The organism is Goodfellowiella coeruleoviolacea, from assembly GCF_024171785.1.
Taxonomy (GTDB): domain Bacteria; phylum Actinomycetota; class Actinomycetes; order Mycobacteriales; family Pseudonocardiaceae; genus Goodfellowiella; species Goodfellowiella coeruleoviolacea.
Window position 1 is genome coordinate 202,783 of record NZ_JAMTCK010000012.1, and the last position, 22,985, is coordinate 225,767.

The window sequence follows — 22,985 nt, forward strand, 5'->3', positions numbered from 1 at the left end:
CCTCAGGGCACGCGCCGGTCGAGCACCCGGCACAGCACGTCCAGCAGGGTGGCGGTCGGGTCGACGGGCTGGTCGGCGCGGCGCCAGGCCACCATCCCGTCCGGCCGCACCAGGCTGGCCCCGGCCGCGCCGATCCCGTAGACCTCGGTGAACCTGCCGGTGGGGTCGTCGAGGCCGGCGGCGCCGCCCACCTGGACCACGCGCAGCGGAACACCCAGCCGCGCGGCCACCTCATCGGCCGCGCCGTGCCACGCGTCGCCGTCCGGCCCGGTGAACACCAGCCAGTCCACTCCGTACAGGTCCAGAGTGGACACTTCGGTTCCGTTGTCCCGCAACGGCACGTGCGGTGCGCGGAAGCCGGGGCGGCCGGTGGGCTGGAACGGGTCCTCGGTCGGCGCGGGGTCGTCGTCCTCGGCCAGGATCGCGCCCGACCGGTAGCGGAAGCCGAGCAGCACCCGGTCGTGGCCGGCGGACTCGGGGATGTCCGGGCCGGCCAGGTGCGGCGCCATCCGCTCCACGTAGTTGGCCAGCGAGTCGTTCACCACCAGCTCGGCCACGGGCGCGCGCTCGGCGTGGTAGCTGTCCAGCAGGCCGGGGCCGGCCTGGCCGGTGAGCACCGCGGCGAGCTTCCAGGCCAGGTCGTAGCCGTCCTGCACGGCGGCGTTGCCACCCATGCCGCCGGTGGGTGGGGTGACCTTGGCCGCGTCACCGGCCAGGAAGACGCGACCGACCCGGAAGGTGTCGGCGATCCGGGCCGCCATCTCCCAGGACTGCACGCCCCGGATGACCGGCTCCAGCTCGGGCGCGTCGGTGGCGATCCGAATCAGCTCGACCAGCCGCCGCTCGGTGAACTGCTCGGCCGACTCGCCGCGTTCCGGGTGGTACTGCACGGTGAAGATATGCCGGCCGCCGGTCTCGTCGGAGGCGCCCAGCACCCCGGTGAACGCGGGGTTCTGCAGGTAGAACAGGGTGATCTTGTTGGGCTCGACCAGTTCGGCCAGGTCGGCCTCGAAGATCACGCCGATGTGGTGGGACAGCGCGCCCCGGCCGTGCGTGGGGATGTCCAGCTTGCGCCGGATCGGGCTGCGCCCGCCGTCCGCGGCGACCAGGTAGTCGGCCCGGACCGTGCTCAGCCGGCCGGTCGGCCGGTCCAGCACCCGCGCGGTCACCCCGGTCCCGTCCTGCTCGACCGACACCACCTCGGTGTCGAACCACACCCGCGCGCCCAGCTTCTCCGCCTGCCGCAACAGGATCGGCTCGACCCGGTCCTGCGTGGCCATGCCCCAGGGGGCGGGCGAGGCGGTGCTGAAGTCCATGTCCTGCTGGCTGTGCACGATGCTGTGGAACACCCGGCCGTGCAGGCTCTCGGCGACCTTGATCACCAGGCTGTCGTTGATCGTGCCGTAGCTGGCCGCCAGCACCTCGTCGGCCACGCCGCCGATCCGCAGCAGCTCCATGGTGCGCGGGTTCTGCCCGTTGGCCTTGGGGTGGATGGAGGTGCCCTGGTGGCGCTCCAGGACCAGCGGCCGGATTCCCCGCCGCGCCAGGAACATCGCGGTGGACAGCCCGGCCAGGCCGGCACCCACCACCAGAACCGGAACCCGCTCGTCCACTGTGCTGCTCTCGCTGTTCGTCGTCACGAGAGAGAAGCTTAGTTGCTAAGAGAGTTAGAAGACAAGAGTTACTGTGAGTGAGAGGAATGGCGGGTGCGGCTGAACCAGGTCCGGCCCCACGGCTTGAGCACGGACAGCGCGGTGGCGGCGGTCAGCAGGGTCAGCCCCACGCACATCGCGCTCACCAGCGAGGGCTGGTTGGCGAACCCCACCACCCGGCCCTGCGCGGCCAGCCGCGCCGCCGTGCCGAACATGGGCACCACCAGCAGGTTCCCGCCCACCACCAGGGCGGTGTTGAGCACCAGCTTGATCGCCACCCAGGAGAACCGCACCAGGCCCCACTTGGTGCCCAGGCCCAACACCACCCCGGTGACCAGCGCCAGCACGCTGACCGGCAGGTAGAACGCGCCGGCCAGCAGCCCGGCCGCCCGGTAGGCCGACTCGACCAGCGCGGGATCGGTACCGGCCAGCCCGGTCAGCGCCAGGGTGAGCAGGCAGAGTTCGACCCCGATCCAGCCGACCGACACCACCACGTGCGCCAGCAGCACCAGGCGCCGCGCCCGCGGGCGCAGCCGCCAGCCGGCGCGGGCCTGGGTCGTGTGCCGCGACCGGTTCGTCGCGTGCGAACCAGTCGCATGTGGACGGTCAGGTGCACTGGGGGAAAGCCCGGATCGGGCCGGCGCGGTCGGCATGCGCCCATGCTGGTCCGCGCCGGCCCCGCCGTCGTCCGTTGTCAGGCGGCATCGCGCGTACGGCAGCCGATGTACGCCGCGCCGACCACTGCGAGACCCCGGGTAGCGGGCGAACCCGGCACCCTGGTCAGCGCCCGCGGAAGTGCTCGACCAGCCACGAGTAGTTGTCGTCGGCGTGGCCGTCGGCAACGGCCCTGCGCACCAGGGCCAGGGTGGAGCCAGGCAGGTCGTCGTCGACGCCGCGCGCCCGGCTCTCCCGGACGAGGTCCTCCACCGAGGGCAGGTGGTGCTTGAGCGCCCCGTACTCGACCGCGTGCTCGCCCCGGTCGACGCACTCGGCGATGGACGGCAGGAACGCCATCAGCGCGGACATCGACGCGTCGGCGCGCTCCAGGAACTGCCGCACCGGAAGTCCCTCGCTGGACAGCACCGCGGCCGCGTGCAGGAACCCGTTGAGCAGGCCCCACATGGTGCCGTGCACGGCCATCCCGTACAGGACCGGCACCCCGGGATCGGCCGCGACCAGGGTGGCCCGGCCGCCCAGCAGCCCCAGGGCCGACTGGTAGCGGTCGTACACCGCCTGCGCGCCGCCGTAGAACACCACCGCCTCGGGGTGCCCGACGCCAGGGGCGATGGTCATGATCTGCCCGTGCAGGTACTCCGCTCCCTGCTCGGTGACCCACTGGGCCAGTTCCCTGACCTCCGCCGAGGTCCCGTCGGTCAGGTTGACCACGGTGCGGCCGGCCAGTGCGGCACCGGCCGACGCCAGGAGTTCCCGAGCGACGGCGTTGCCCTTCACGCTCACCACCACCAGGTCACCGGCGGCCACGGCGTCCCGAACGGTCGCCGACCGCTCCGCCCCCCTGGCCACCAGGGCGTCGCCCCGGTCCGGAGTGCGGTTCCACACGGTGGTGGCGTGGCCACCGTCCAGGAACGCGGCCGCGACCGCGGCGCCCATCTCCCCCAGGCCGATCACGGCCACAGCCGGCGCAGCGTCAGTGCGTGCAGTGCTCGTTGTCACCGAGGTTGTCCTTCCCCAGGGCGGTGGGCGGGCATGCCGCGCCACCGCGACGTGTTGATCGACAACCACGGTAAAATCTCGACAAAACTGGAGGTCAAGGGATAATTCGGGCAGGTAAGCGGGGGTGCGCCGCCAAGATCGCCTAGGGCAGCTCCACCACGGTGTGCGTCTGGCTGGAGCGGTAGGCGGCCTCGATGACCTCCAGCCCGGTGACGGCGTCGTCGGCGGTCACCGGGGGCTGGCCGCCGTCGGTGAGCGCCGCGGCGATGCCGGCGTAGTAGTCCTGGTAGCCGCCGGGCTCGGTGCGCACCGGGCGGAACTCCTCGCCCGCGCCGAGCCGGCCCCACGCCGACTCGGGTTCCTCGCCCCAGCCGGGGCCGCCGGGCACGGCGCCGGTGCGCAGCGCGTCCTCCTGCGGGTCCATCCCGTGCTTGACGTAGGCGCCGGCGTCGCCGAGCACCCGGAAGCGCGGCCCGCGGTCCGCGGCCAGCGCGCTCAGCCACAGGTGGCTGTGCACCCCGCCCTCGTGCTGCAGGGCGAGGAAGGCGTCGTCGGGGACCTGGGAGCCGGCGCGCCGCGCGCTGATCTCCGCGTACACCCGCCTCGGCCGGCCGAACAGCACCAGTGCCTGGTCGATCAGGTGGCTGCCCAGGTCGAACACGATGCCGCTGGCGTCGGCCGGGTCGGTGCTCTCCTTCCAGCCCGCCTTCAGCTCGGGCCGCCACCGCTCGAACCGCGACTCGAACCGGTGCACCGCGCCCAGCGCGTCGCCCTCGGCCAGCAGCCGGCGCACCGTGCGGAAGTCGCCGTCGTAGCGGCGGTTGTGGAACGGGGAGAGCAGCAGCCCGCGCCGCCCCGCGAGTTCGGCCAGCTGCCTGGCCTCGGCGGAGCTGGCCGCGAACGGCTTGTCCACCACCGCGGCCATGCCGTGCTCCAGTGCGGCCCTGGCCTGCTCGGCGTGGTGGCGGTTGGGCGTGGTGATCACCGCCAGGTCGAACTCGGCCGCCCGCGACCACAGGCTCGCCGCGTCCGGCAGCACCTCGACGCCCGGGTAGCGGGACCGCGCCCTGGCCGCCCGCTCCGGGTTGCCGGTCACCACGGCCGCCAGCCGCAGGCCGGCGGTGACGTCGATGAACGGCGCGTGGAACGACTCCCCGCCCAGCCCGTATCCGATCAGTGCGACCCGTGCCTCTGCCATGTGCTCCAGCCTAAGCCGACCCCTGACTCCCACAGGGTGAACGTCCTGTCGCAAATGGTCGACGCTGCGCTACGTTGCCTGGCGTGGGACCGCTCGTGACACGAAGGCACGTCGACCTCAAGCGTGTCACCAGCATGTCCTGTCACCCGGCGAGCTGATCGCCGCCACCACCCGACTCGCCGAGCGCCACGCGGAATCCGCCCTCCACCGGCACCGCGTGGGGCTGATTCGACGTGCCCTCATCCCGCCACACCACCAGGAGCAGGCAGATGACCGTTGACGCCCCGGACACCAGCCCGGTTTCCCCCGAACCGACGCGCACCGAACCCGCTCCCGGCCCGGACACCTCGGCGTGGTCGTTCGAGACCAAGCAGATCCACGCCGGCGCCGCGCCCGACCCGGTCACCGGTGCCAGGGCCACCCCGATCTACCAGACCACGTCGTTCGTGTTCCGGGACACCGCGCACGGCGAGGCCCTGTTCAACCTGTCCGAGCCGGGCAACATCTACACCCGGATCAACAACCCCACCCAGGAGGTGCTGGAGAACCGGGTGGCCGCGCTGGAGGGCGGGGTGGCCGCGGTCGCCCTGGCCTCCGGGCAGGCCGCCGAGACCGCCACCATCCTCACCCTGGCCGGGGCCGGCGACCACGTGGTGTCCAGCGCCTCGCTGTACGGCGGCACCTACAACCTGTTCCGCTACACGCTGCCCCGGCTGGGCATCGAGGTCAGCTTCGTGGCCGACCCGGACGACCTGGACCAGTGGCGCGCGGCGGCGCGGCCCAACACCAAGCTGTTCTTCGCCGAGTCGCTGGGCAACCCGCGCGGCAACGTGCTCGACGTGGCGGCCGTGGCCGAGGTGGCGCACGCGGTGGGTGTGCCCCTGGTGGTGGACAACACCGTGACCACCCCGTACCTGTTGCGGCCCATCGAGCACGGCGCGGACATCGTGGTGCACTCGGCCACCAAGTACCTGGGCGGGCACGGCACGGCCGTGGCCGGTGTGGTGGTGGACGGCGGCACCTTCGACTTCGGCGCGCACGAGCAGCGCTTCCCCGACTTCAGCGCGCCCGACCCCAGCTACCACGGGCTGCGCTACTGGCCGGCGCTCGGCCCGGGCGCGTTCGCCGCCAAGCTGCGGGTGCAGCTGCTGCGCGACACCGGCGCGGCGATCGCCCCGCTGACCAGCTTCCTGGTCATCCAGGGCATCGAAACGCTGTCGCTGCGCCTGGAGCGGCACGTGGCCAACGCGCAGGCGCTGGCCGAGTGGCTGGAGCGGCGCGACGAGGTGGAGCGGGTGCACTACGCGGGCCTGCCCTCCAGCCCCTGGTACGAGCTGGGCCGCAAGTACCTGCCCGGCGGCGCGGGCGCGGTGGTGTCCTTCGAGTTGCGCGGCGGCGTGCCGGCCGGCCGGGCGTTCGTGGACGGCACCGAGCTGTTCAGCCACCTGGTCAACATCGGTGACGTGCGCAGCCTGATCGTGCACCCGGCCAGCACCACGCACAGCCAGCTCAGCGAACAGGAGCAGGCCCTGGCCGGGGTCAGTCCGGGGCTGGTGCGGCTGTCGGTGGGCCTGGAGGGGCTGGACGACCTCAAGGCCGACCTGGAGGCCGGGTTCCGGGCCGCCAAGGCGGCCCAGGACTGATGGCGTTCGACCCACCTCCCGCCACGGGCGCGTGGCGGGAGGGCGCCCATCCCGGCCTGCGGCGGTGGCTGCGCTCGCCCGACCCGCTGGTGCTGGAGTCGGGCGAGGTGCTGCCCGGGTTCACGCTGGCCTACCAGACCTGGGGTGCGCTGTCCCCGGAGCGCGACAACGCCGTGCTGGTGCTGCACGCGCTCACCGGCGACAGCCACGTGACCGGCCCCAGCCAGCCCGGCCACCCCACCCCCGGCTGGTGGCGCGGGGTGGTCGGCCCCGGCCGGCCGCTGGATCCGGCGCGCTGGTTCGTGGTGGCGCCCAACGTGTTGGGCGGCTGCCAGGGCAGCACCGGGCCGGCCAGCACCGCGCCGGACGGCCGGCCGTGGGGCAGCCGGTTCCCCCGGCTGAGCGTGCGCGACCAGGTGGCCGCCGAGACCGCGCTGGCCGACGCGCTGGGCGTGCGCCGGTGGGCGGCGGTGCTGGGCGGGTCGATGGGCGGCATGCGCGCGCTGGAGTGGGCGGTGTCCCACCCGGACCGGGTGGCCGCGCTGCTGCTGTTGGCCTGCACGGCCGCGGCCTCGGCCGAGCAGATCGCGCTGGCCGCCGCCCAGGTGCACGCGATCACGGCGGACGCCGGCTGGCAGGGCGGGGACTACCACGACGCCAAGCCGGGTGAGGGGCCGCACCGGGGTTTGGGTGTCGCCCGGCGGATCGCGCACATCAGCTACCGCAGCGAGACCGAGCTGGCCAACCGGTTCGGCCGGGCCGCGCAGCCGGGCGAGGATCCCGCGACCGGCGGGCGGTTCGCGGTCGAGTCCTATTTGGACCACCACGCGGCCAAGCTGGTGCGCCGCTTCGACGCGGGCAGCTACGTCGTGCTCAGCCAGGCGATGAACGGCCACGACGTGGGCCGGCAGCGGGGCGGGGTGGCCGAGGCGCTGCGCCGGGTGCGGGCCCGCACCGTGGTCGCCGGCATCGACAGCGACCGGCTCTACCCGTTGGCGCAGCAGGCCGAACTGGCCGAGGGCATTCCCACCGCCACCGGGCTGCGGGTGGTCCGCTCGCCGTACGGCCACGACGCGTTCCTCATCGAGACCGACCAGGTCGGCAACCTGGTGCGGGAGGTGCTGGCGCGGTGAGGCCGCGCCCGGGTCGGGCCACCCGGGTTCGATCGCGCGGGTTCGCCGATCGCCCGGACCGCCCCGAACGCCCGGGCGCGGTGCACGCGGACGTCGCGGGTTGGGTCAGGTCGACCACGCACCCCGGGCAAATGCATGTAATCTAACAATAGTTGTAAACTGGCATGCATGTCGAGGAGTGACCAGGACGAGGCGGTCGCCGCGGTCGAACGGGCCCTGGTGGCGATCCGGCGCAGCCAGACCCGCCGGTCGCTGTCGCGGCTGGCCCCGCCCGGCGGTGACCAGCCGGTGGACCCCACCCTGTTCGGGGTGCTGGACGTGGTCGAGGACCGCGGCGAGCCGTGCGCCGTCACCGACGTGGCCACCGCGCTGGGCGTGGACCAGCCCAGGGCCAGCCGACTGGTGTCGCGTGCCGTCGACCAGGGGCTGCTGGCCCGCCGGGCCGACCCGGCCGACGCGCGGCGCAGCGCGCTCACCCTGACCGACAGCGGGCGCGCCGTGCTCACCCGCACCCACCAGCTCCGCCAGCGGGTGTTCGCCCGCGTGATGGCCGACTGGTCAGCGGCCGACCGCACCGAGTTCGCCCGGCTCATCACCCGGTTCGTGACCTCGTTCTCCGAGGTGGTCCCCGGCGCCGACTAGCGCGGGTGGGCAGCGGGGTGCGCGGTCGGGCTCAGTCCGCCAGTGCGGCGGCGATCCACGGGGGCACCGGCAGGTCGCGGGACGCGCACTCGGCGGCCAACCGGATGGTCCAGCGCAGCGCCTGGAGCACCACCGTGGCCAACTCGTCGGGCGCGCCGCTGGTCAACACGATCTCGATCTGGGCGGCCGCCGCCTCGGGGTCGCCGTGCACCTCGGCCAGCAGGGTGCGGATCGCGGTGCGCACCGGCGGGTCGGCGTCGTCGATCTGCACCTCCTGGCCGTCCTCGTCGAACACCTGCATCTGCACCGGTGTGCTCTCGCCGGAACCCAGGCTGGCGACCATGCCGCTGCACTCCGCGAACAGCAGCAGCACCAGCTCCCTGATGTCCTGGTTGGGTTCGCGCGACCCGGTCAGATACCCGGTCACCAGGTCGACGGCCACCGCGTCCTCCCCGGCCTTGGCCGCGGCCAACGCCTCGGCGGCGACGCTCGTCATCCGGTGCCAGCGCTCCTGGTCGTGCGGCCGGTCCATGCGACCCATCTTTCCCTTGTGGTGGTGCTGCTGCCGGTGGTGATCGTCGCAACCCGCGCCCGCCGCTGTCCACGCCACCTCCGGTCGCCGGTCGGTTCCGGTGCGGCCGACCCACGCCCACCGCGCGGCTGAGCTGCGTCTGCCGGTAGGTAGTACCCAGGTAGCGCGGAAAATCTCACGCCCGGGTCGCATGTTCGCGCACCGGCCGGCCGCTTACCATCGCCCGGACACGGCACCAGGGCAGTGACCAGGGGTGATGAATGAGCGGCAGGGACAGCGGCGCGGCGCGGGCCGGTCGGGCCCGGCGCTGGTGGGCGCCGCTGGGCACCGCACTGCTGGACGTCCTGGTCCGGGCCGAGCAGCCGGCGCCGCTGGTGCCCGCGCGCTGGCCGCGCTGGACGGCCCGGCTGGTCTGGCTGGCCGCGGCCGGCTACGCGCTGGTGGTCAGCATCGTGGCCAGCGCCTGGTTCGTCGCCTGCCACGGGGCGCCGCCGTTCTGGCTGCTGATCTTCGCGCTCACCGCCGCGCCCATGCTGGTGTCGGTGCGCCGGCCGCTGGACGGCTGGTGGCTGGCCACGCTCGCGCTGCCGGTGCTGCGGCTGGTGCTGGCCACCCTGCCCGCGCCGGTGATCACGCCGCTGACCGCGTGGCAGTGGTGCGCCTACCTGCCGGTGCTGCTGTCCGTGGCGGTCCGGTACCGGGCCGGCGTCGTGGTCACCACCACCGGGTTCACCGTGCTGGCGCTGCTGGTGGTCCCGCCGCTGAGCGCCCAGCCGGCGCAGACCCTCGACATGGTGCCGTTGACCGCGGTGGCCCTGGTGGTCGTGGTGGCGCTCGGCTACAGCGTCGGCGCGCGCGGACGCATCCAGCAGGCCCTGCTGGTGCAGCAGCGGCGCTCCGAGCAGGCCCAGGCCGAGCAGGCCAGGCTGGCCGAGCGGGCGCGCATCGCCAGGGAGATGCACGACGTGGTGGCCCACCACATGTCCATGATCGCGGTGCGCGGCGAGACCGCGCCCTACCGGATCGCCGACCTGCCCGAGGCCGGGCGGCAGGAGTTCGGCGAGATCGGCGCGGCGGCGCGGGCCGCCATGACCGACATGCAGCGGCTGCTGGGCGTGCTGCGCGGCACCGACCAGCCGGCGGACCGGTCCCCGCAGCCCGGCCTGGCCCAACTGCCCGAGCTGGTGGCGACCACCCGGCGGGCCGGCGTGGACGTGCGGCTGGCCGAGGCGGGGTGGGCCGAGCTGGCGGCCGGCGTGCCCGAGGCGGTCGGCCTGTCGGCGTACCGGATCGTGCAGGAGGCGCTGACCAACGCGCGCCGGCACGCGCCCGGCGCCACCGTGCTGGTCGAGGTGCGGCGGCGGTCGGACGCGCTGGAGGTGGCCGTGCGCAACGGCCCCGGCGACGGCACACCCGCCGCCGGCCCCGGCCCCACCGACGGCCCCACGGACGGCCCCAGCGGTGGTCACGGCCTGGTGGGCATGCGGGAACGGGCCGCGCTGCACAACGGGTCGGTGCGCACCGGCCCCACCGACGACGGCGGCTTCGCCGTGCTGGCGAGGCTGGCGCTGCCCGCGCCGGTGGGACAGGGGGAGCAGTGGCAGCGGTGATCAGGGTCGTCGTGGTGGACGACCAGGCCATGGTGCGCGAGGGGTTCTCCGCGCTGCTCAACGCCCAACCCGACATCGAGGTGGTGGGCACCGCCGAGGACGGCCGCGCCGCGGTCGGCCTGGTGCGCGCGCTCGCCGCCGCCGGCACCGGCCCGGACGTGGTGCTGATGGACGTGCGCATGCCCGAACTGGACGGGCTGGCCGCCACCCGGCTGATCCTGGACCACCCCGACACCCCCGACGGCCAGCGGCCCAGGGTGCTCATGCTGACCACGTTCGACCTGGACGACTACGTCTACGAGGCACTGCGCGCCGGGGCCAGCGGCTTCCTGCTCAAGCACGCCTCCGCCGCCGACCTGCTCGCGGCCGTGCGGGTGGTGGCCGGCGGCGAGGCCCTGCTGGCCCCGTCGGTGACCAGGCGGCTGATCGAGGACTTCGTCCGGGCCCAGCCCGTGGGCACGGCGGCGCGGGAACGCCCGGCCGAGCTGGCCGCGCTGACCGACCGCGAGACCGAGGTGCTCCGGCTGGTCGCGCAGGGCCTGTCCAACACCGAGATCGCCGGCCACCTGGTGCTGGCGGAGCAGACGGTGAAGACCCACGTCAGCCGGGTGCTGGGCAAGCTCGGCCTGCGCGACCGGGCCCAGGCCGTGGTGGTCGCCTACGAGTCCGGTCTGGTCACCCCGGCCCGGTGAGCGTGCTACCCGGGTAGCAGCGGAAAACCGCTACGCCAGCGGGACGATTCCGCCCGGGTCACCTTCCTAGCTTCGCCTTCCGTCACCACCACCGGGACGGAAGGACAGCGGACATGGCGTGGACTTGGCGGGGCATCGCCGCACTGGTGATCGGGCTGGCCACCGCGGTCGGCGCGCACCCACCGGCGACCGCGGACGTCGACGACCGGCCGAAGGGGATCGGCAACACCGACGGCGCGCCGATCGCCGTGCGCTACCAGGCCAACCAGGACACCCTGGCGCGGCTGGCCACCGACCCGGCCACGCCGCCGGAGCTGGCCGCGATCGCCGCCCGGTGGCGGGGCGCGCAGGTGCTCGCCTTCGACCCGGCGGGCCGGGGCCGGCTGGCCGTGGTGCTGGGCGACCTGCACCGGGCCAGCAGCGTCGCCGTGGTCGTTCCCGGGTCCGATGTGGACCTCGCCAGGTTCGACAACCCGACCGCGCCGGAGCGCTCCCCGTACGGCATGGCCACCGCGCTGGCCAACGCCACGTCTGTCAACAGTGGACAGTCCAGAGTGGCTGTGGTGGCGTGGCTCGGCTACGACACGCCCGAGGGCGTCGGCCTGGACGCGGCCAGCGGCCGGCTGGCCGAGCGGGGCGCGCGCTCACTGGTCTCGTTCGTCGCCGGGCTGCGCACCGTGCTCGGCGACGCGGTGCCGATCCGGCTGTTCTGCCACAGCTACGGCACGGTCGTGTGTGGACTGGCCGCCGCGCGGACGCGGGTGGACGACATCGTGTTCACCGGCAGCCCCGGGGTGCGCGCCCGCACCGCGGCCGAGCTGGGCACCACCGCGCGGGTGTGGGCGGCCAGGGCGGACGACGACTGGATCGGCTGGGTGCCCAACATCCGCCTGGGCGACCTGGGGCACGGCACCGACCCCACCGACCCCGCGTTCGGCGCCCGCCGCTTCGGCACCGCCGGGGCGCACCGGCACGAGGACTACTACCGGCCGGGCACCGAGTCCCTGCGCAACCTGGCCCGCATCGCGCTGGGCGAGACCGCGGCGGTGCGCGCGTGAACGGGGGGACGGGCGTGACCGCCCAGCGCGAGCCGCTGGTGGACGTGATCCGGGGCATCGCCGTCGCCGGCGTGGTGCTGGGCCACTGGCTGGTCACCGCGATCGTGGCCGGCCCCACCGGGTTCACAGTGGACAGTCCGCTGCGCTGGTCGCCGGGGCTGGCGCCGGTGAGCTGGCTGTTGCAGACCCTCGGCCTGTTCTTCGTGGCCGGCGGGTACGCGGCGGCCACCAGCCTGGCCGCGGCCAGGGCCAGGGGCGTTGCCGCGCCGCGCTGGTGGCTGCGGCGGCTGCGGCCACTGGTGGGCGCCGTGCTGGTGGTGGCGGCCTGCTGGGCGGCGGGCCTGGCCGTGCTGGCGCTGCGCGGATTGCCGCAGCAGACCGTGAGCACCGTGGCCCAGCTGCTGGTCAGCCCGCTGTGGTTCGTGCTGGTGCACCTGGCGCTGCTCGCGCTCACCCCGGTGGCGTGCTCGCTGGACCGGCGGCTGGGCCTGGCCGCGCCGGCCCTGCTGGTGGGCGTGGTGGCCCTGGTCGACCTGGCCGTGGGCACGGGGGTCGCGCCGGCCGCGCTGGGCTGGGTGAACCTGCTGGCGGCCTGGTGGGCGTCGTGGCAGTTCGGCGTGGGCCTGCGCCGGGTGCGCGGCCGGACCCTGCCGGCGCTGCTGCTGGCCGGTGGGGCCGGGCTGGGCGCGCTGCTGGTCGGCCTGGGCTACCCGGCCAGCGCGGTGGGCGTCACCGGCGCGGCCCGGTCCAACCTGTTCCCGCCGTCGCTGGCGGCGGTGGCACTGGCCGCGGCCCAGGTCGGCGCGGTGCTGCTGGCCGGACCGCGGCTGGCCCGCCTGGCCGCGAGCGGGCCGGGTGGCGCGGTGCTGCGCTGGGTGAACCGCCGGGCGCTGCCGGTGTTCCTGCTGCACCAGACCGCGCTGGTGAGCGTCACGCTGCTGGCCGGCGTGCTGGGGGCGCTGCCCGGCCTGCACCAGCCCCCGACCGGGGCCGGCTGGGTGCTGGCCAGACTGGCCTGGCTGCCGGTGTTCGCGGCGCTGCTCGCCGGCCTGCTCCGGCTGTTCCAGCCCAGGTCACGCCGGGTTTCGCCGGAAACATCCCAAATGGTTGCGAGCTGAGCCACCCGACCGCGACGAAGGCTGTTGCCAGGGACTGGCAAGTACCACACTTTGCTGTCAGGGGCGGCGCGCACGGCGGACGGCGCCGCCGGCGGGACAGCAGGAGGACAGCCATGAGCGTGGTCGCCGACCCGACGCCGGCCCCCACCCGGCTCGGCCGCCGCGAGTGGACCAACCTCGCCGGCATGGGCGGGTTCATCGCCCTGCTGCACGTGTTCGGCTGGGGCAGCCTGCTGTTCCTGGTCGTCCCGCACAACTACGACCTGGGCACCAGTGGCGTGTTCGGCGTCGGCCTCGGCGTGACCGCCTACACCCTGGGCATGCGGCACGCCTTCGACGCCGACCACATCGCGGCCATCGACAACACCACCCGCAAGCTGATGCTGGACGGCAAGCGCCCGCTGTCGGTGGGCTTCTGGTTCTCCCTGGGCCACTCCAGCGTGGTGTTCCTGCTGTGCTTCCTGCTCGGGCTGGGGGTGCGCGCGCTGGCCGGCCAGGTGGCCGACGACTCGTCCACCCTGCACCTGGTCACCGGGCTGATCGGCACCCTGGTGTCCGGGGTGTTCCTGATGATCATCGGGATCATCAACCTGGTGGTGCTGCTGGGCGTGATCCGGGTGTTCCGGCAGATGCGCACCGGCCGGTTCGACGAGGCCGAACTGGAGCGCAAGCTCAACCAGCGCGGCTTCGCCAACCGGCTGCTGGGCGGGCTCACCGCGGCCATCCGCAAGCCGTGGCAGATGTACCCGCTTGGCCTGCTGTTCGGGCTGGGCTTCGACACGGCCACCGAGGTGTCGCTGCTGGTGCTGGCCGGTGGCGCCGCCGCGTTCAACCTGCCCTGGTACGCGATCCTGACCCTGCCGGTGCTGTTCGCCGCCGGCATGTGCCTGCTGGACTCGATCGACGGCTGCTTCATGAACTTCGCCTACGGGTGGGCCTTCGCCCAGCCGGTGCGCAAGGTCTTCTACAACATCACCGTCACCGGCCTGTCCGTGGCCGTGGCCCTGGGCATCGGGCTGGTCGAGCTGCTCGGCCTGCTCGGTGAGGAACTGGGCGTCGAGTCCGGCCCGCTGGCCTGGGCCGCCGCCCTGGACCTCAACTACGTGGGCTACGCGATCGTCGGGCTGTTCATCCCGGTCTGGCTGATCGCGCTGGCGGTGTGGCGGTTCGGCCGGATCGAGCAGCGGTGGAGCACGCCAGTGGCCGCCGAGGAGGCAGCCCCCTCCCGCTAGCGGTGCGGATCGGCCGGCGCGGCCGGGCGAGAGCCGGAAAGTCTCCCCCCAGCGAGCCCTCTCAGCGGGTCCGGATCGGCGGGCCTGGCCGGGTGAGCGCCCTGGGTGCCCGGCCACGCGAGCTGACCAGCACGGCCGTCAGCGCCACCGCGATGGTGCCGCCGTGCAGCAGCACCACGGCCGGGGCGACCGCCTCGGCCGGGTCGAACGCGAGCAGCGGCGGCAGGCAGGCGAACGCGGTCAGCAGCCAGACCAGCCGGGGGTGGCGGGCACCGGCGTGCGCCACGTGCACCAGGTACCAGCCCAGCAGCACGTGGATGATGTTCTGCAGCGGGTCGACCGGCAGCACGACCAGGGTGGCGCTGCCGGCGAACCCGGTCACCACGAAGCCGAGGACGCCGAGCGTGCCGTAGAACGCGCCCAGCACGATGGCCAGCTGGCCGTGCCGGTCGCCTCGGCCGGCGGCGGTCAGGTGGTGGCCGGGGCCGCCGGCCTGGCGCAGCCCGTGCTGGTGGCGCTCGAAGTCGCGCAGCGCGACCAGCAGCGGCAGCGCCAGCAGGGTCAGCGCGGCCAGCCACAGCAGCCGGCCCGGCTGGCCGCCGTCACCGAGCACGCCGAACAGGCCCAGCACCAGGGTGAGGCCGATCAGGTAGGCCAGGTAGCTGGTCATCGGCACCGCGCGGACCAGGGTGATCAGCTGCCACGGCCGGTGCCGGCCCAGCCAGCCGACCAGCCGTCCGCGCACCGCGAGCACCAGGCACACCTGCGCCACGCCGAGCAGCAGCAGGCACGCCGTGGGCGGGTGCGGGCCGGTGTTGGCCTCGCCGGGCAGGCCCGTGGTGTCCCGGGGGAAACCGGGCAGGCTGAGCAGCGCGACCAGCACGACCAGGCTCAGCGCGGCGACGCCGGCCAGCAGCCGCCGGGACGGGCGGCGGGTGTGCTCGGTCGCGGTGTGGAAGCCGAGCTGGTGCAGCAGCAGCGCGGCCAGCAGCACACCGAGGTAGCCGGCCGCGCTCCACCCGGTGACCAGCTTGACCGCGTCCGCGGCCAGCACGCCGGCGGTGAGCGCCGCGGACGTGCCCAGCCGGGCCCGCTGGTGCAGCCGGGCCAGCACCGGTGTGGCCACCACCAGCACCAGGTACATGCCCAGCACCCACAGCGGCTGGGCCAGCAGCCGGCCCAGTTCGCGCAGCCGGTCGGTGGGCGCGTCGAGCAGGTCCAGCGGCACCGGCAGCAGCAGCCAGGCCAGCACGAACGCCAGCGCCGGCCGCAGCAGCCCGGCCACCCGGTGCGCCAGGTAGCGCGGGGCCGAGTGGCGGAGGCGGGCGCCGGCTGCGAGCGCGGTCCACCTCCTCCAGTCGGCGAGGTTGACCTGGCCGGCGGCGAAGAAGAAGACCGGGACGGCCTGCGACCCCCAGGCCAGCACCCACAGCCAGGTCGGGCCGGCGTCCAGCCAGTGCGCCACGGACAGCGCGGACTGGCCCAGCACCACCACGGCGAGGCTGGCCAGCAGCAGGAACGCCGGGTAGCGGGACGGCTCGGCGGCCGGGTCGAGGGCGGGGTCGGTCGCCGGGGCGGCCGGGGTGTCGACGTCGCCGGGCCGCTGCCGGGCGGCCGGGGCGAGCGGCCGGCTGGACAGCCGGGCCAGCAGCAGCAGGATGATCGCGACCAGCCCGGACGCCCAGGACAGCACGGGTTCGTAGCTGGGCGGCCCCCACCGCTGCCGCCACGAGTTGAAGTCCATGCCGAACGTGTAGGCCGAGGCCACCACGTGGCACCACCGGCCGGAGTCCAGCGGGTTGATCTCGCACTGCGCGTGCATGTCCACGGACAGCTGGTGGTCCAGCTGCCGGCGCGCCTCCGGGCCCAGCGGCTGCCCCTTGTGCTGGGCGTAGCGCAGCAGGTCGTAGCCGAGGTCGTGGGCGCGACAGCCCACGCCGTAGTCCCACCGGGTGTCGCCGTCCGGCCCGGAGCACCCGCCGCCCGGGTGGGTGGCCCGCAGGGTGCCGTCGGGCGCGCGCACCACCTGGGGGGTCACCTTGGTCACGGCGGTGAAGTCGGCCGGCAGGTCCGCCAGCGGGTCGCCGTCCGGTCGCGGGTGGGTGAGGTTGGTCACCGTGCGCTGCGCGGCGGCCACGTCACCGGTGAGCGGTTGGTCGGGAAAGGCGTGCAGCGGCCGGGACGCGATCACCCCGCAGGCCAGCACGGCCAGGCTGAGCAGGGTGAGCCGGAACCAGGCCGGTAACCGCCCCAGCCATCGCAGACCCGGCCAGCTGTGCTGGTGCGGCTGGGGTGGCGGTCGGGGCGGGGTCCTCATCGGCGAGACAGGTTACGGATTTGCCACGCGAGGTGACCAGTCGGGGTTTTCTTCACCGTGGCGGGTTCGGGGTGCCGTGCGACCGCCATCGCGCTGCGCCTACCGTGGAGGACGTGCGGTTTCGCTTCCTGCTCAAGCCCGGTTGGCTGGCGCTGACAGCGCTGGTGTTCGTGTTCGCCGCCGTGTGCTTCACCGTGCTCTCGCCGTGGCAGTTCGGCCGCAACGACGATCGGGACGCGCAGAACAAGGCGCTGGCCGCGGCGCTGCGCACCGACGCGGTGCCGCTGGAGCAGCTGCTGCCCACCCCGGCCGAGCCGGCCAGCGGCGCGGAGTGGCGGCAGGTCACCATGACCGGCCACTACCTGCCCGACGGTGAGACCCTGGCCCGCCTGCGCACCGTGCAGGGCGAGGCCGCCTACGAGGTGCTCACCCCGTTCCAGCTGTCCGGCGGCGGCCAGCTGCTGGTGGACCGGGGCTATGTGCGGCCGGTCAACGGCAACCAGGTGCCGGACTACGCGGCTCCGCCCAGCGGCGAGGTCACGCTCACCGCGCGGGTGCGGGTGGACGAGAACACCGACCGGGACGCGTTCACCGAGGGCGGGCACCGCCAGGTGTACGCGGTGAGTTCGGCCGCCGTGGGCAAGGCGGTCGGCCTCGACCTGCGACCCGGCTACTTCCAGCTGGTCGAGGGCCAGCCCGGGGTGCTCGGCGCGCTGCCGCTGCCCACCACCGAGGCCGGCCCGTTCCTGTCCTACGCGCTGCAGTGGATCGCGTTCGGGGCGATGGCCGTGCTGGCCTGGATCTACTTCACCGTCCGCGAGGTCAGGCCGGGTGGCGCGCTCAGCGAGAACGCGGGTGGGCAGGCCGACCAGCGCACCGAGCCGGGCGAACCGGACCAGCCGGACCACACCGCCCAGGCCGAACCGGACCAGTCAGGGCAGGACCAGTCAGGGCAGGACCAGTCAGGGCAGGACCAGCCCGGCCAGTCGGGCCAGACCCAGCGGCCGGCGCCCCGGTACCGGCCGGTGCCCGCCGCCCGGCAGCCGAAGAAGAAGCGGGCCCGCCGGCTGTCCGTGGCCGAGATGCTGGCCGAGGACGAAGCCGAGGAACGCGCCGAGGCCGAGCGCAGGGCCGCCCAGCGCAGGGCCGCCCAGCGGGAGCAGGGGCAGGCCACGGCCAGCAGCCAGTCCTGACCGCAGCGCGGTGTCCAGTGCCCGGCCACCGGGTGATCTAGCATCGCCAGATGCTCAACCAGTACTGCGACGATCTCATCCGCGCGGTGGCCGACCAGGACGCCGCCGCCATCGCCGAGGCGATCGGCCCGCTGTGGCACGCGACCGAGCAGGCCGGTGACGAGGAACTGTCCGCCGTCCTCGCCAGGGTGAGCGGAGCGGTCGCCGTGGTTCCCGGTGAACTCGGCGGCACCCTCGCCATGCTGTGCGGCGGGCTGATCGAACGGGGCGCCGAGCCGTCGCCGCTCGCCGCGCCGCTGGCCGTCGGGCTGGCCAGGACCATCACCTCGGCCACCGGGTTCGCCGCCCACTGGCAGGCGGTCAGCGACGACTACGAGCTGCCCGGCCCGGAGGACGGCCCGCCGGCGTTCCGGGCCGTCATGGCGCACCTGGTGGAACGCAACGACGCACTGCGCGAGCAGGGCCGCGGCGCCGAGGCGCTGCCCACCGAGCGGATCGCCGAACTCGCCGAGGCGTGGTTCACCCTGCCGACCTGGCTGACCCCGGCGACCAGCCTGCTCCAGCTGTCGCCGGCGGCCCGCGCGGACATGGCGGCGCAGCCCCAGCTCACCTCGGCCGTGGCCGCCGCCGGCGAGTCCGTGCCGAACCTGGGCTTCCTCACCAAGCTGCTTGCGGTGCTGGACGGGGAGCGGCTGATCGTGCTGCACCGCGAGTCCGGCCGCGGCTACCAGCTCACCATCGGGGGCGTCGGCGACAACTTCCAGCTGCACACGCTGCTGGCGGCCACGCTCAGCGGTCCGGTCGAGGCCGGTCTGCTGGCCGAGGACGGCGTCCGCCCGGACCCGAGCTGGGTGGCGTCGGCCACCGACGGTCCGCTCGAACCGGCCGTGGCACCGATCCGCGGCCAGTTCAACCTGGTGGCCGCGGACGGCGAGTGGATCTTCAACGAGGGCGTGCCGGCCGACATCCCGGTGCTGGACGGGCACCGCGTGGTGGTGCTCGACCCGCCGACCTACGCGCGCAGCTGGAACATTGGCCGGCTGTTCCCGATGATGCGGCCCAGCGTGGTGCTCGACCGGGTCATGCCGGCCGACGAGGCAGCCGGCTGGCTGGCCAGGATCGCCCCGCCCCAGCCGGTGGGCGCGGCCGACTAGTCACGCGACCGGCCCTCACGCGGACCGGCCGGCCAGGCGGGGCGGGGGTGGCTCAGCGCCGCACGCGCCCGCGCCGCCGCCGGCGGCGGCCCGAGGCCAGCGCGACCACCGTGGCCACCCCGGCCGCGGCCATGCCGACCACCCGGGACAGCTCCACCGCCCGGGTGACGTGGCCGGCGTCCGGGTTGCGGCCGTCGCCCAGCACCGGGCGCTCCTCGGTGCCGTGCGGGTAGACCGTGGGGCCGCCGAGCCGGATCTCCAGCGCGCCGGCGAAGGCCGACTCGACCTGGCCGGCGTTCGGGCTGGGGTGGGCGGCGGCGTCCCGGCGCCAGGTCTGCCACGCCGCGCCGGCCGACCCACCCACCACCGGGGCGGTGGCCGCGGTCAGCGCGGCCGCCACCCGGGACGGCACCAGGTTGGCCAGGTCGTCCAGCCGGGCCGCGGCCCAGCCGAACCGGCGGTAGCGGGGGGAGCGGTGGCCGACCATGGCGTCCAGCGTGTTGACCGCCCGGTAGCCGAGCAGCCCGGGCACGCCGGCCACCGCGCCCCACAGCAGCGGGGCGACCACCGCGTCCGAGGTGTTCTCGGCGACCGACTCCACCGCGGCCCTGGCCAGGCCGAGGTTGTCCAGCACGTCGGGATCCCGGCCGCACAGGTTGGGCAGCTGGGCGCGGGCCGCGACCAGGTCGCCGCCGTCCAGTTCCCGCCCGATGGCGGTGCCCTGCGCGGCCAGCGAGGCACCACCGAGCACCGCCCAGGTGGCCACGGCCGTGGTGGCGGCGCGCAGCACCGGGCCGCGGCCGGCGAACCGCTCCACGGCCACACCGGCCAGCACGGTGCCGCCGACCAGCAGGGCGGTGTGCACCACGCCGGGCAGCTTGTGGTCCCGGTACAGCACACGCTCGGCCGCGGTGGCCACCCGCCCGAACGCGGCGACCGGGTGACCCCGCCTCGGGTCACCCAGCACGGCGTCGGCGGCCACCCCGAGCAGTAGACCAACAGCGCGGCCCGCGCTCACAGGGCCTCCTCCTGGCAGCTCAAAGGCTCGACAAACGGGAACGCCGGGTGTCACTCGATGGTGATGCCAGCGATGATGTCGCACCGTATCGCCTGCTGACTCACCCGATGGAGGGAGGGCGGTACTGGTTGTGCCGCAACCTGTGGTGTGGATCTCCCCCGACCGGGGTGGTGACCCGCTCCGAACCGGGACTGTCCGCCGGGCCGGTTAGGGTGGCCGATCGTGAAACCGGCGCAGCAGAACCAGCGAGTGATCGCCGAGGAGACGGGGGCGACGCAGCGCCGACTCAAGCTCTACGCCTACCTCGACGCCCGCGACTACCAGCGCACCTACCTGGCCATCATGCGGCTGTTCACGTCCACGCTGCTGGCCGACCTGTCCGCCGGCGAGGTGGCCGCTGCCCTGGCCGCGGCCGAGCGCGACGGCGCCATCGACATGGGTGAGTCGCGCATCGAGAACGTGATCGCCCGGCTCAAGCAGCTGGTCGAGTGGGGCAACCTGGTGCAGGGCCGGCGCGAGGTGGTGGCCGCCAGCATCGCCGAGTTCCAGCACGGCAGCGTCCGCTACCAGGTCAGCAAGCTGGCCGTGCGGGTGCAGCGGGACGTGGACGAGCTGCTGCGGGTGCCCGAGGGCGCCCGCGAGGTGTCCCGGGAGCTGCTGCCGGCCATCGAGCGCGGCGTCGGCCAGCTGGAGCGGTCCCTGGCCGAGGCCGTGGTCGCCGACACCACCGATCCGGCCGGCGCCGCGGCCAGGCGGGCCAGGGAGGTGCTGGCCGAGCAGGTCACCACGCTGTTCCTGCAGCACGCCGAGCTGGCCGCCACCGTCCGCGACTTCTACGCCTACCTGGGCCACGTGGTCACCCGCAACCACCTGGCGCCCGAGGAGCTGTCCGGGTTCCGCAACCTGCTGGTCGAGTACATCCAGATGGTGGTGGAGGACGTGCTCAGGCACACGCCCACCATCGCCGAGCGGCTGGCCGGCCGGTTCGGCTCGGCCCGGCCCGAACTGCTCCGGCTGCTCGGCACCGGCCCCGCCGGCCCCGCCGGCCGGGGCGGGTTGGGCGGCGACCCGGACGCCGAGGTGGAGCGGGCCAGGGGCCGCACCTGGGACGACTGGCAGGAGCTGACCGACTGGTTCGTGGACCGGCCGGGCCGGCCCAGCCAGGTCACGGCGCTGCGCGAGGCCACGGCCAAGGCCATCGGCTCGCTGCTGGCCAGCGTCAAGCGCGCCACCTCCGGCGCCGGCCCGCTGCCCGGCCGCCGCGCCGAGCTGCTGAAGCTGGCCGGCTGGTTCGACCAGGCCGGCCCCAGGCAGTGCCACGAGCTGTACGCGGCGGCGTTCGCCCTGCACTCGGCCAGGCACGTGCTGCCGGCACCGGAGCACGACGGCGACGACGAGCGCACCCCGTGGCGGGACGGCCCGGTGCGGGACGTGACGGTGAGCGTGCGCAGCCGGGGCGACCGGGGCGCGCGGGGCCGCACCTCGCGGATCACCCGCGACCCGATCACCGAGCAGTCGCTGCTGGCCGAGGCGCGGGAGGCGGCCGAGCGGCGCGGCACCGCGATCGCCGAACTCACCGCGGCGGCCGGCGACCTGTCCGGGGTGCGGCTGTCCGGCGAGGCCCTCGGCGTGCTGTGCGAACTGCTCACCATGGCCATGGCCCAGCGGGAACGCGCCGTGGACACCGGGTCGGCCGCCGACCCGGTGCACGGGCTGCGGGTCACCGTCAGCCACCGGCCCGGCCACACCACCCGGATCGCCTCGGCCGGCGGCGCGCTGACCCTGCGCGACACCGCACTCGAACTGAGCGGCGGCAAGACCACCGGAGGTGCCGCCCGATGAGCACCGCGCAGTCCGCGCTGTTCGACGAGCTGTCCGACATCGACGCCGCCAACGTGGTGCGCTGTGCCCGCACCCTGCTGCGCCGGCCGCTGCTGCGCGCCGAGGCCGCCGACGGCGACCTGCTGCCGCTGATCTACCGGCACCGGTTCGTGCTCCAGGAGCTGTTCGCCAGCCTGCTCGGCTACCGGCTGGTGGTGGAGCGCCGGTTCGCCCGCCTCTACAAGGCCGGCCCCGGCCACGACGCCACCCGGGGCGTGCCCGGGCTGTCCCCGCGCGGCTACGCCTACCTGGCGCTGACCCTGGCCGTGCTCACCGGCGCCGGCCGGCAGCTGCTGCTGTCCCGGCTGGTCAAGGACGTGCGCGCGGCGGCGGCCGAGGCCGGCGTCGACGTGGTGGACGACCCGGCCGACCGGCGCGCGCTGGCCGCGGCCCTGCGCCACCTGGTCTCGCTCGGCGTGCTCAGCGAGACCGAGGGCACGGTCAGCTCGGCCACCCACGACGCCCCGGCCGAGGCGCTGATCACCGTGGACACCGACCTGCTCGGCCAGCTGCTGGCCGCGCCGGTCGCCGAGGCCGACAGCCCCGACCACCTGGTGGAGCTGGCCGCCCGGCCGGGCGCGCGCGGCGCGGAGCACGCGGTGCGGCGCCGACTGGTGGAGCAGCCGGTGGTGCTCTACGCCGACCTGCCCGAGGACGAGGCGGCGTGGCTGCGCCGCAACCAGCGGCGCGAGTCGGTGCTGCTGGAGCGCTACTTCGGGCTGTTCACCGAGAGCCGGCTGGAGGGCGTGCTGGCCAGCGACCCCGAGGACTACCTGACCGACCTGCTGTTCCCCGGCACCAGCACGGTCGCCAGGATCGCCCTGCTGGCCCTGCCCACCCTGCTGGCCGGCGCGGACACCCCGGACGAGGTCCCGGACGACGCCGATGACCCCGACCCGGTCGGCGCTGAACCGGTCGGCGCCGAACCGGTCGGCCGGCCGGACGGGCGCGTCCTGGTGTCGGCCGAACGCGTCCGCCAGGTGTGCGCCGAGCTGGTCGAGGACTACCCGGCCGCGTGGTCGCGGCAGGTCACCGAGGACCTGGCCAAGCTCACCGACGAGGTCACCGACCTGCTGGAGCGGATGGGCCTCGCCGTCCACTCCGAAGTGGACGGTGGCTGGCTGCTCAGCCCGGTGGCGCACCGCTGGGTGCCCGTGCCGGACGGCGACCCCGAGCGCGAGGCACCCGCACCCCCACCGCCAGCGCCGGAACCGGCCAGCTGGTCGCTGTTCGACTGA

18 protein-coding genes and 1 pseudogene are annotated in these 22,985 nt (G+C 74.7%); 12 read left to right on the forward strand and 7 right to left on the reverse strand.

The features are described 5' to 3' along the window. Window positions 1-2 precede the first annotated feature (2 nt). The 4 genes from rdmE to LX83_RS25060 all read right to left on the reverse strand — a co-directional run bounded on the left by rdmE (window position 3) and on the right by LX83_RS25060 (window position 4,524). The gene (gene rdmE / locus LX83_RS25045; protein WP_253775559.1) at window positions 3-1,640 is read right to left on the reverse strand and encodes an aklavinone 12-hydroxylase RdmE; all 1,638 of its coding nucleotides are present in this window, start codon (window positions 1,638-1,640) and stop codon (window positions 3-5) included. 41 nt (window positions 1,641-1,681) lie between these two features. Then, on the reverse strand, window positions 1,682-2,305 hold the full coding sequence (locus LX83_RS25050) for a hypothetical protein (protein WP_253775561.1): 624 nt from the start codon (window positions 2,303-2,305) through the stop codon (window positions 1,682-1,684). 127 nt (window positions 2,306-2,432) lie between these two features. Beyond that, a complete protein-coding gene (locus LX83_RS25055) occupies window positions 2,433-3,287 on the reverse strand; it encodes an NAD(P)-dependent oxidoreductase (protein WP_253775563.1) in 855 nt (284 codons plus the stop codon). 181 nt (window positions 3,288-3,468) lie between these two features. Continuing rightward, entirely contained in the window at window positions 3,469-4,524 is a 1,056-nt protein-coding gene (locus LX83_RS25060) for a Gfo/Idh/MocA family oxidoreductase (RefSeq protein ID WP_253775565.1), read from the reverse strand. 269 nt (window positions 4,525-4,793) lie between these two features. Here LX83_RS25060 and LX83_RS25065 point away from each other — a divergent pair, with 269 nt between their 5' ends. From LX83_RS25065 to LX83_RS25075, 3 genes are all read left to right on the forward strand, one after another. Then, on the forward strand, window positions 4,794-6,167 hold the full coding sequence (locus LX83_RS25065) for a bifunctional o-acetylhomoserine/o-acetylserine sulfhydrylase (protein ID WP_253775567.1): 1,374 nt from the start codon (window positions 4,794-4,796) through the stop codon (window positions 6,165-6,167). Next, on the forward strand, window positions 6,167-7,300 hold the full coding sequence (gene metX / locus LX83_RS25070) for a homoserine O-acetyltransferase MetX (protein WP_253775569.1): 1,134 nt from the start codon (window positions 6,167-6,169) through the stop codon (window positions 7,298-7,300). The genes LX83_RS25065 and metX overlap by 1 nt, the downstream gene beginning before the upstream one ends. 168 nt (window positions 7,301-7,468) lie before the next feature. Then, window positions 7,469-7,942 carry a MarR family winged helix-turn-helix transcriptional regulator gene (locus tag LX83_RS25075; RefSeq protein ID WP_253775571.1) on the forward strand — a complete coding sequence of 158 codons (474 nt, stop codon included), beginning with the start codon at window positions 7,469-7,471 and terminating at the stop codon, window positions 7,940-7,942. A gap of 31 nt (window positions 7,943-7,973) precedes the next feature. Here the strand turns inward: LX83_RS25075 and LX83_RS25080 are convergent, their stop codons facing one another. Further along, window positions 7,974-8,483 carry a hypothetical protein gene (locus LX83_RS25080; RefSeq protein ID WP_407649655.1) on the reverse strand — a complete coding sequence of 170 codons (510 nt, stop codon included), beginning with the start codon at window positions 8,481-8,483 and terminating at the stop codon, window positions 7,974-7,976. A 251-nt stretch (window positions 8,484-8,734) separates the two neighbouring features. Here LX83_RS25080 and LX83_RS38520 point away from each other — a divergent pair, with 251 nt between their 5' ends. From LX83_RS38520 to nicT, 5 genes are all read left to right on the forward strand, one after another. Beyond that, a complete protein-coding gene (locus LX83_RS38520) occupies window positions 8,735-10,084 on the forward strand; it encodes a sensor histidine kinase (protein ID WP_253775573.1) in 1,350 nt (449 codons plus the stop codon). Beyond that, window positions 10,081-10,776, forward strand: a complete 696-nt coding sequence (locus LX83_RS25090) for a response regulator (protein ID WP_253775575.1) — start codon at window positions 10,081-10,083, stop codon at window positions 10,774-10,776. The genes LX83_RS38520 and LX83_RS25090 overlap by 4 nt, the downstream gene beginning before the upstream one ends. Before the next feature lie 113 nt (window positions 10,777-10,889). Beyond that, on the forward strand, window positions 10,890-11,834 hold the full coding sequence (locus tag LX83_RS25095; RefSeq protein WP_253775577.1) for an alpha/beta hydrolase: 945 nt from the start codon (window positions 10,890-10,892) through the stop codon (window positions 11,832-11,834). Beyond that, window positions 11,831-12,952 carry an acyltransferase family protein gene (locus tag LX83_RS25100; RefSeq protein WP_253775796.1) on the forward strand — a complete coding sequence of 374 codons (1,122 nt, stop codon included), beginning with the start codon at window positions 11,831-11,833 and terminating at the stop codon, window positions 12,950-12,952. Before LX83_RS25095 ends, LX83_RS25100 begins: the two co-directional genes overlap by 4 nt. A 113-nt stretch (window positions 12,953-13,065) precedes the next feature. Beyond that, window positions 13,066-14,184, forward strand: a complete 1,119-nt coding sequence (gene nicT, locus LX83_RS25105; RefSeq protein ID WP_253775782.1) for a Nickel transporter NicT — start codon at window positions 13,066-13,068, stop codon at window positions 14,182-14,184. Between the two features lie 61 nt (window positions 14,185-14,245). Here nicT and LX83_RS25110 read toward each other — a convergent pair whose 3' ends face one another. After that, entirely contained in the window at window positions 14,246-16,501 is a 2,256-nt protein-coding gene (locus LX83_RS25110; protein ID WP_253775579.1) for a phospholipase A2, read from the reverse strand. Window positions 16,502-16,614: 113 nt separating this feature from the next. Here LX83_RS25110 and LX83_RS25115 point away from each other — a divergent pair. Both LX83_RS25115 and LX83_RS25120 read left to right on the forward strand, forming a co-directional pair. Beyond that, window positions 16,615-17,349, forward strand: a pseudogene (locus LX83_RS25115) (SURF1 family cytochrome oxidase biogenesis protein); the annotation flags it as partial. A 395-nt stretch (window positions 17,350-17,744) separates the two neighbouring features. Continuing rightward, window positions 17,745-18,848: a hypothetical protein gene (locus LX83_RS25120; RefSeq protein WP_253775582.1), complete on the forward strand. Its 1,104-nt coding sequence runs from the start codon at window positions 17,745-17,747 to the stop codon at window positions 18,846-18,848. 52 nt (window positions 18,849-18,900) lie between these two features. Here the strand turns inward: LX83_RS25120 and LX83_RS25125 are convergent, their stop codons facing one another. Continuing rightward, on the reverse strand, window positions 18,901-19,866 hold the full coding sequence (locus tag LX83_RS25125) for a cobalamin biosynthesis protein (RefSeq protein ID WP_253775584.1): 966 nt from the start codon (window positions 19,864-19,866) through the stop codon (window positions 18,901-18,903). Window positions 19,867-20,088: 222 nt separating this feature from the next. Between LX83_RS25125 and LX83_RS25130 the strand changes: the two genes are divergently transcribed. Both LX83_RS25130 and LX83_RS25135 read left to right on the forward strand, forming a co-directional pair. Beyond that, window positions 20,089-21,708 (forward strand): DUF2397 domain-containing protein, encoded by a 1,620-nt coding sequence (locus LX83_RS25130; protein ID WP_253775586.1) that lies wholly within the window; start codon window positions 20,089-20,091, stop codon window positions 21,706-21,708. After that, a complete protein-coding gene (locus tag LX83_RS25135; RefSeq protein ID WP_253775588.1) occupies window positions 21,705-22,985 on the forward strand; it encodes a TIGR02678 family protein in 1,281 nt (426 codons plus the stop codon). Before LX83_RS25130 ends, LX83_RS25135 begins: the two co-directional genes overlap by 4 nt.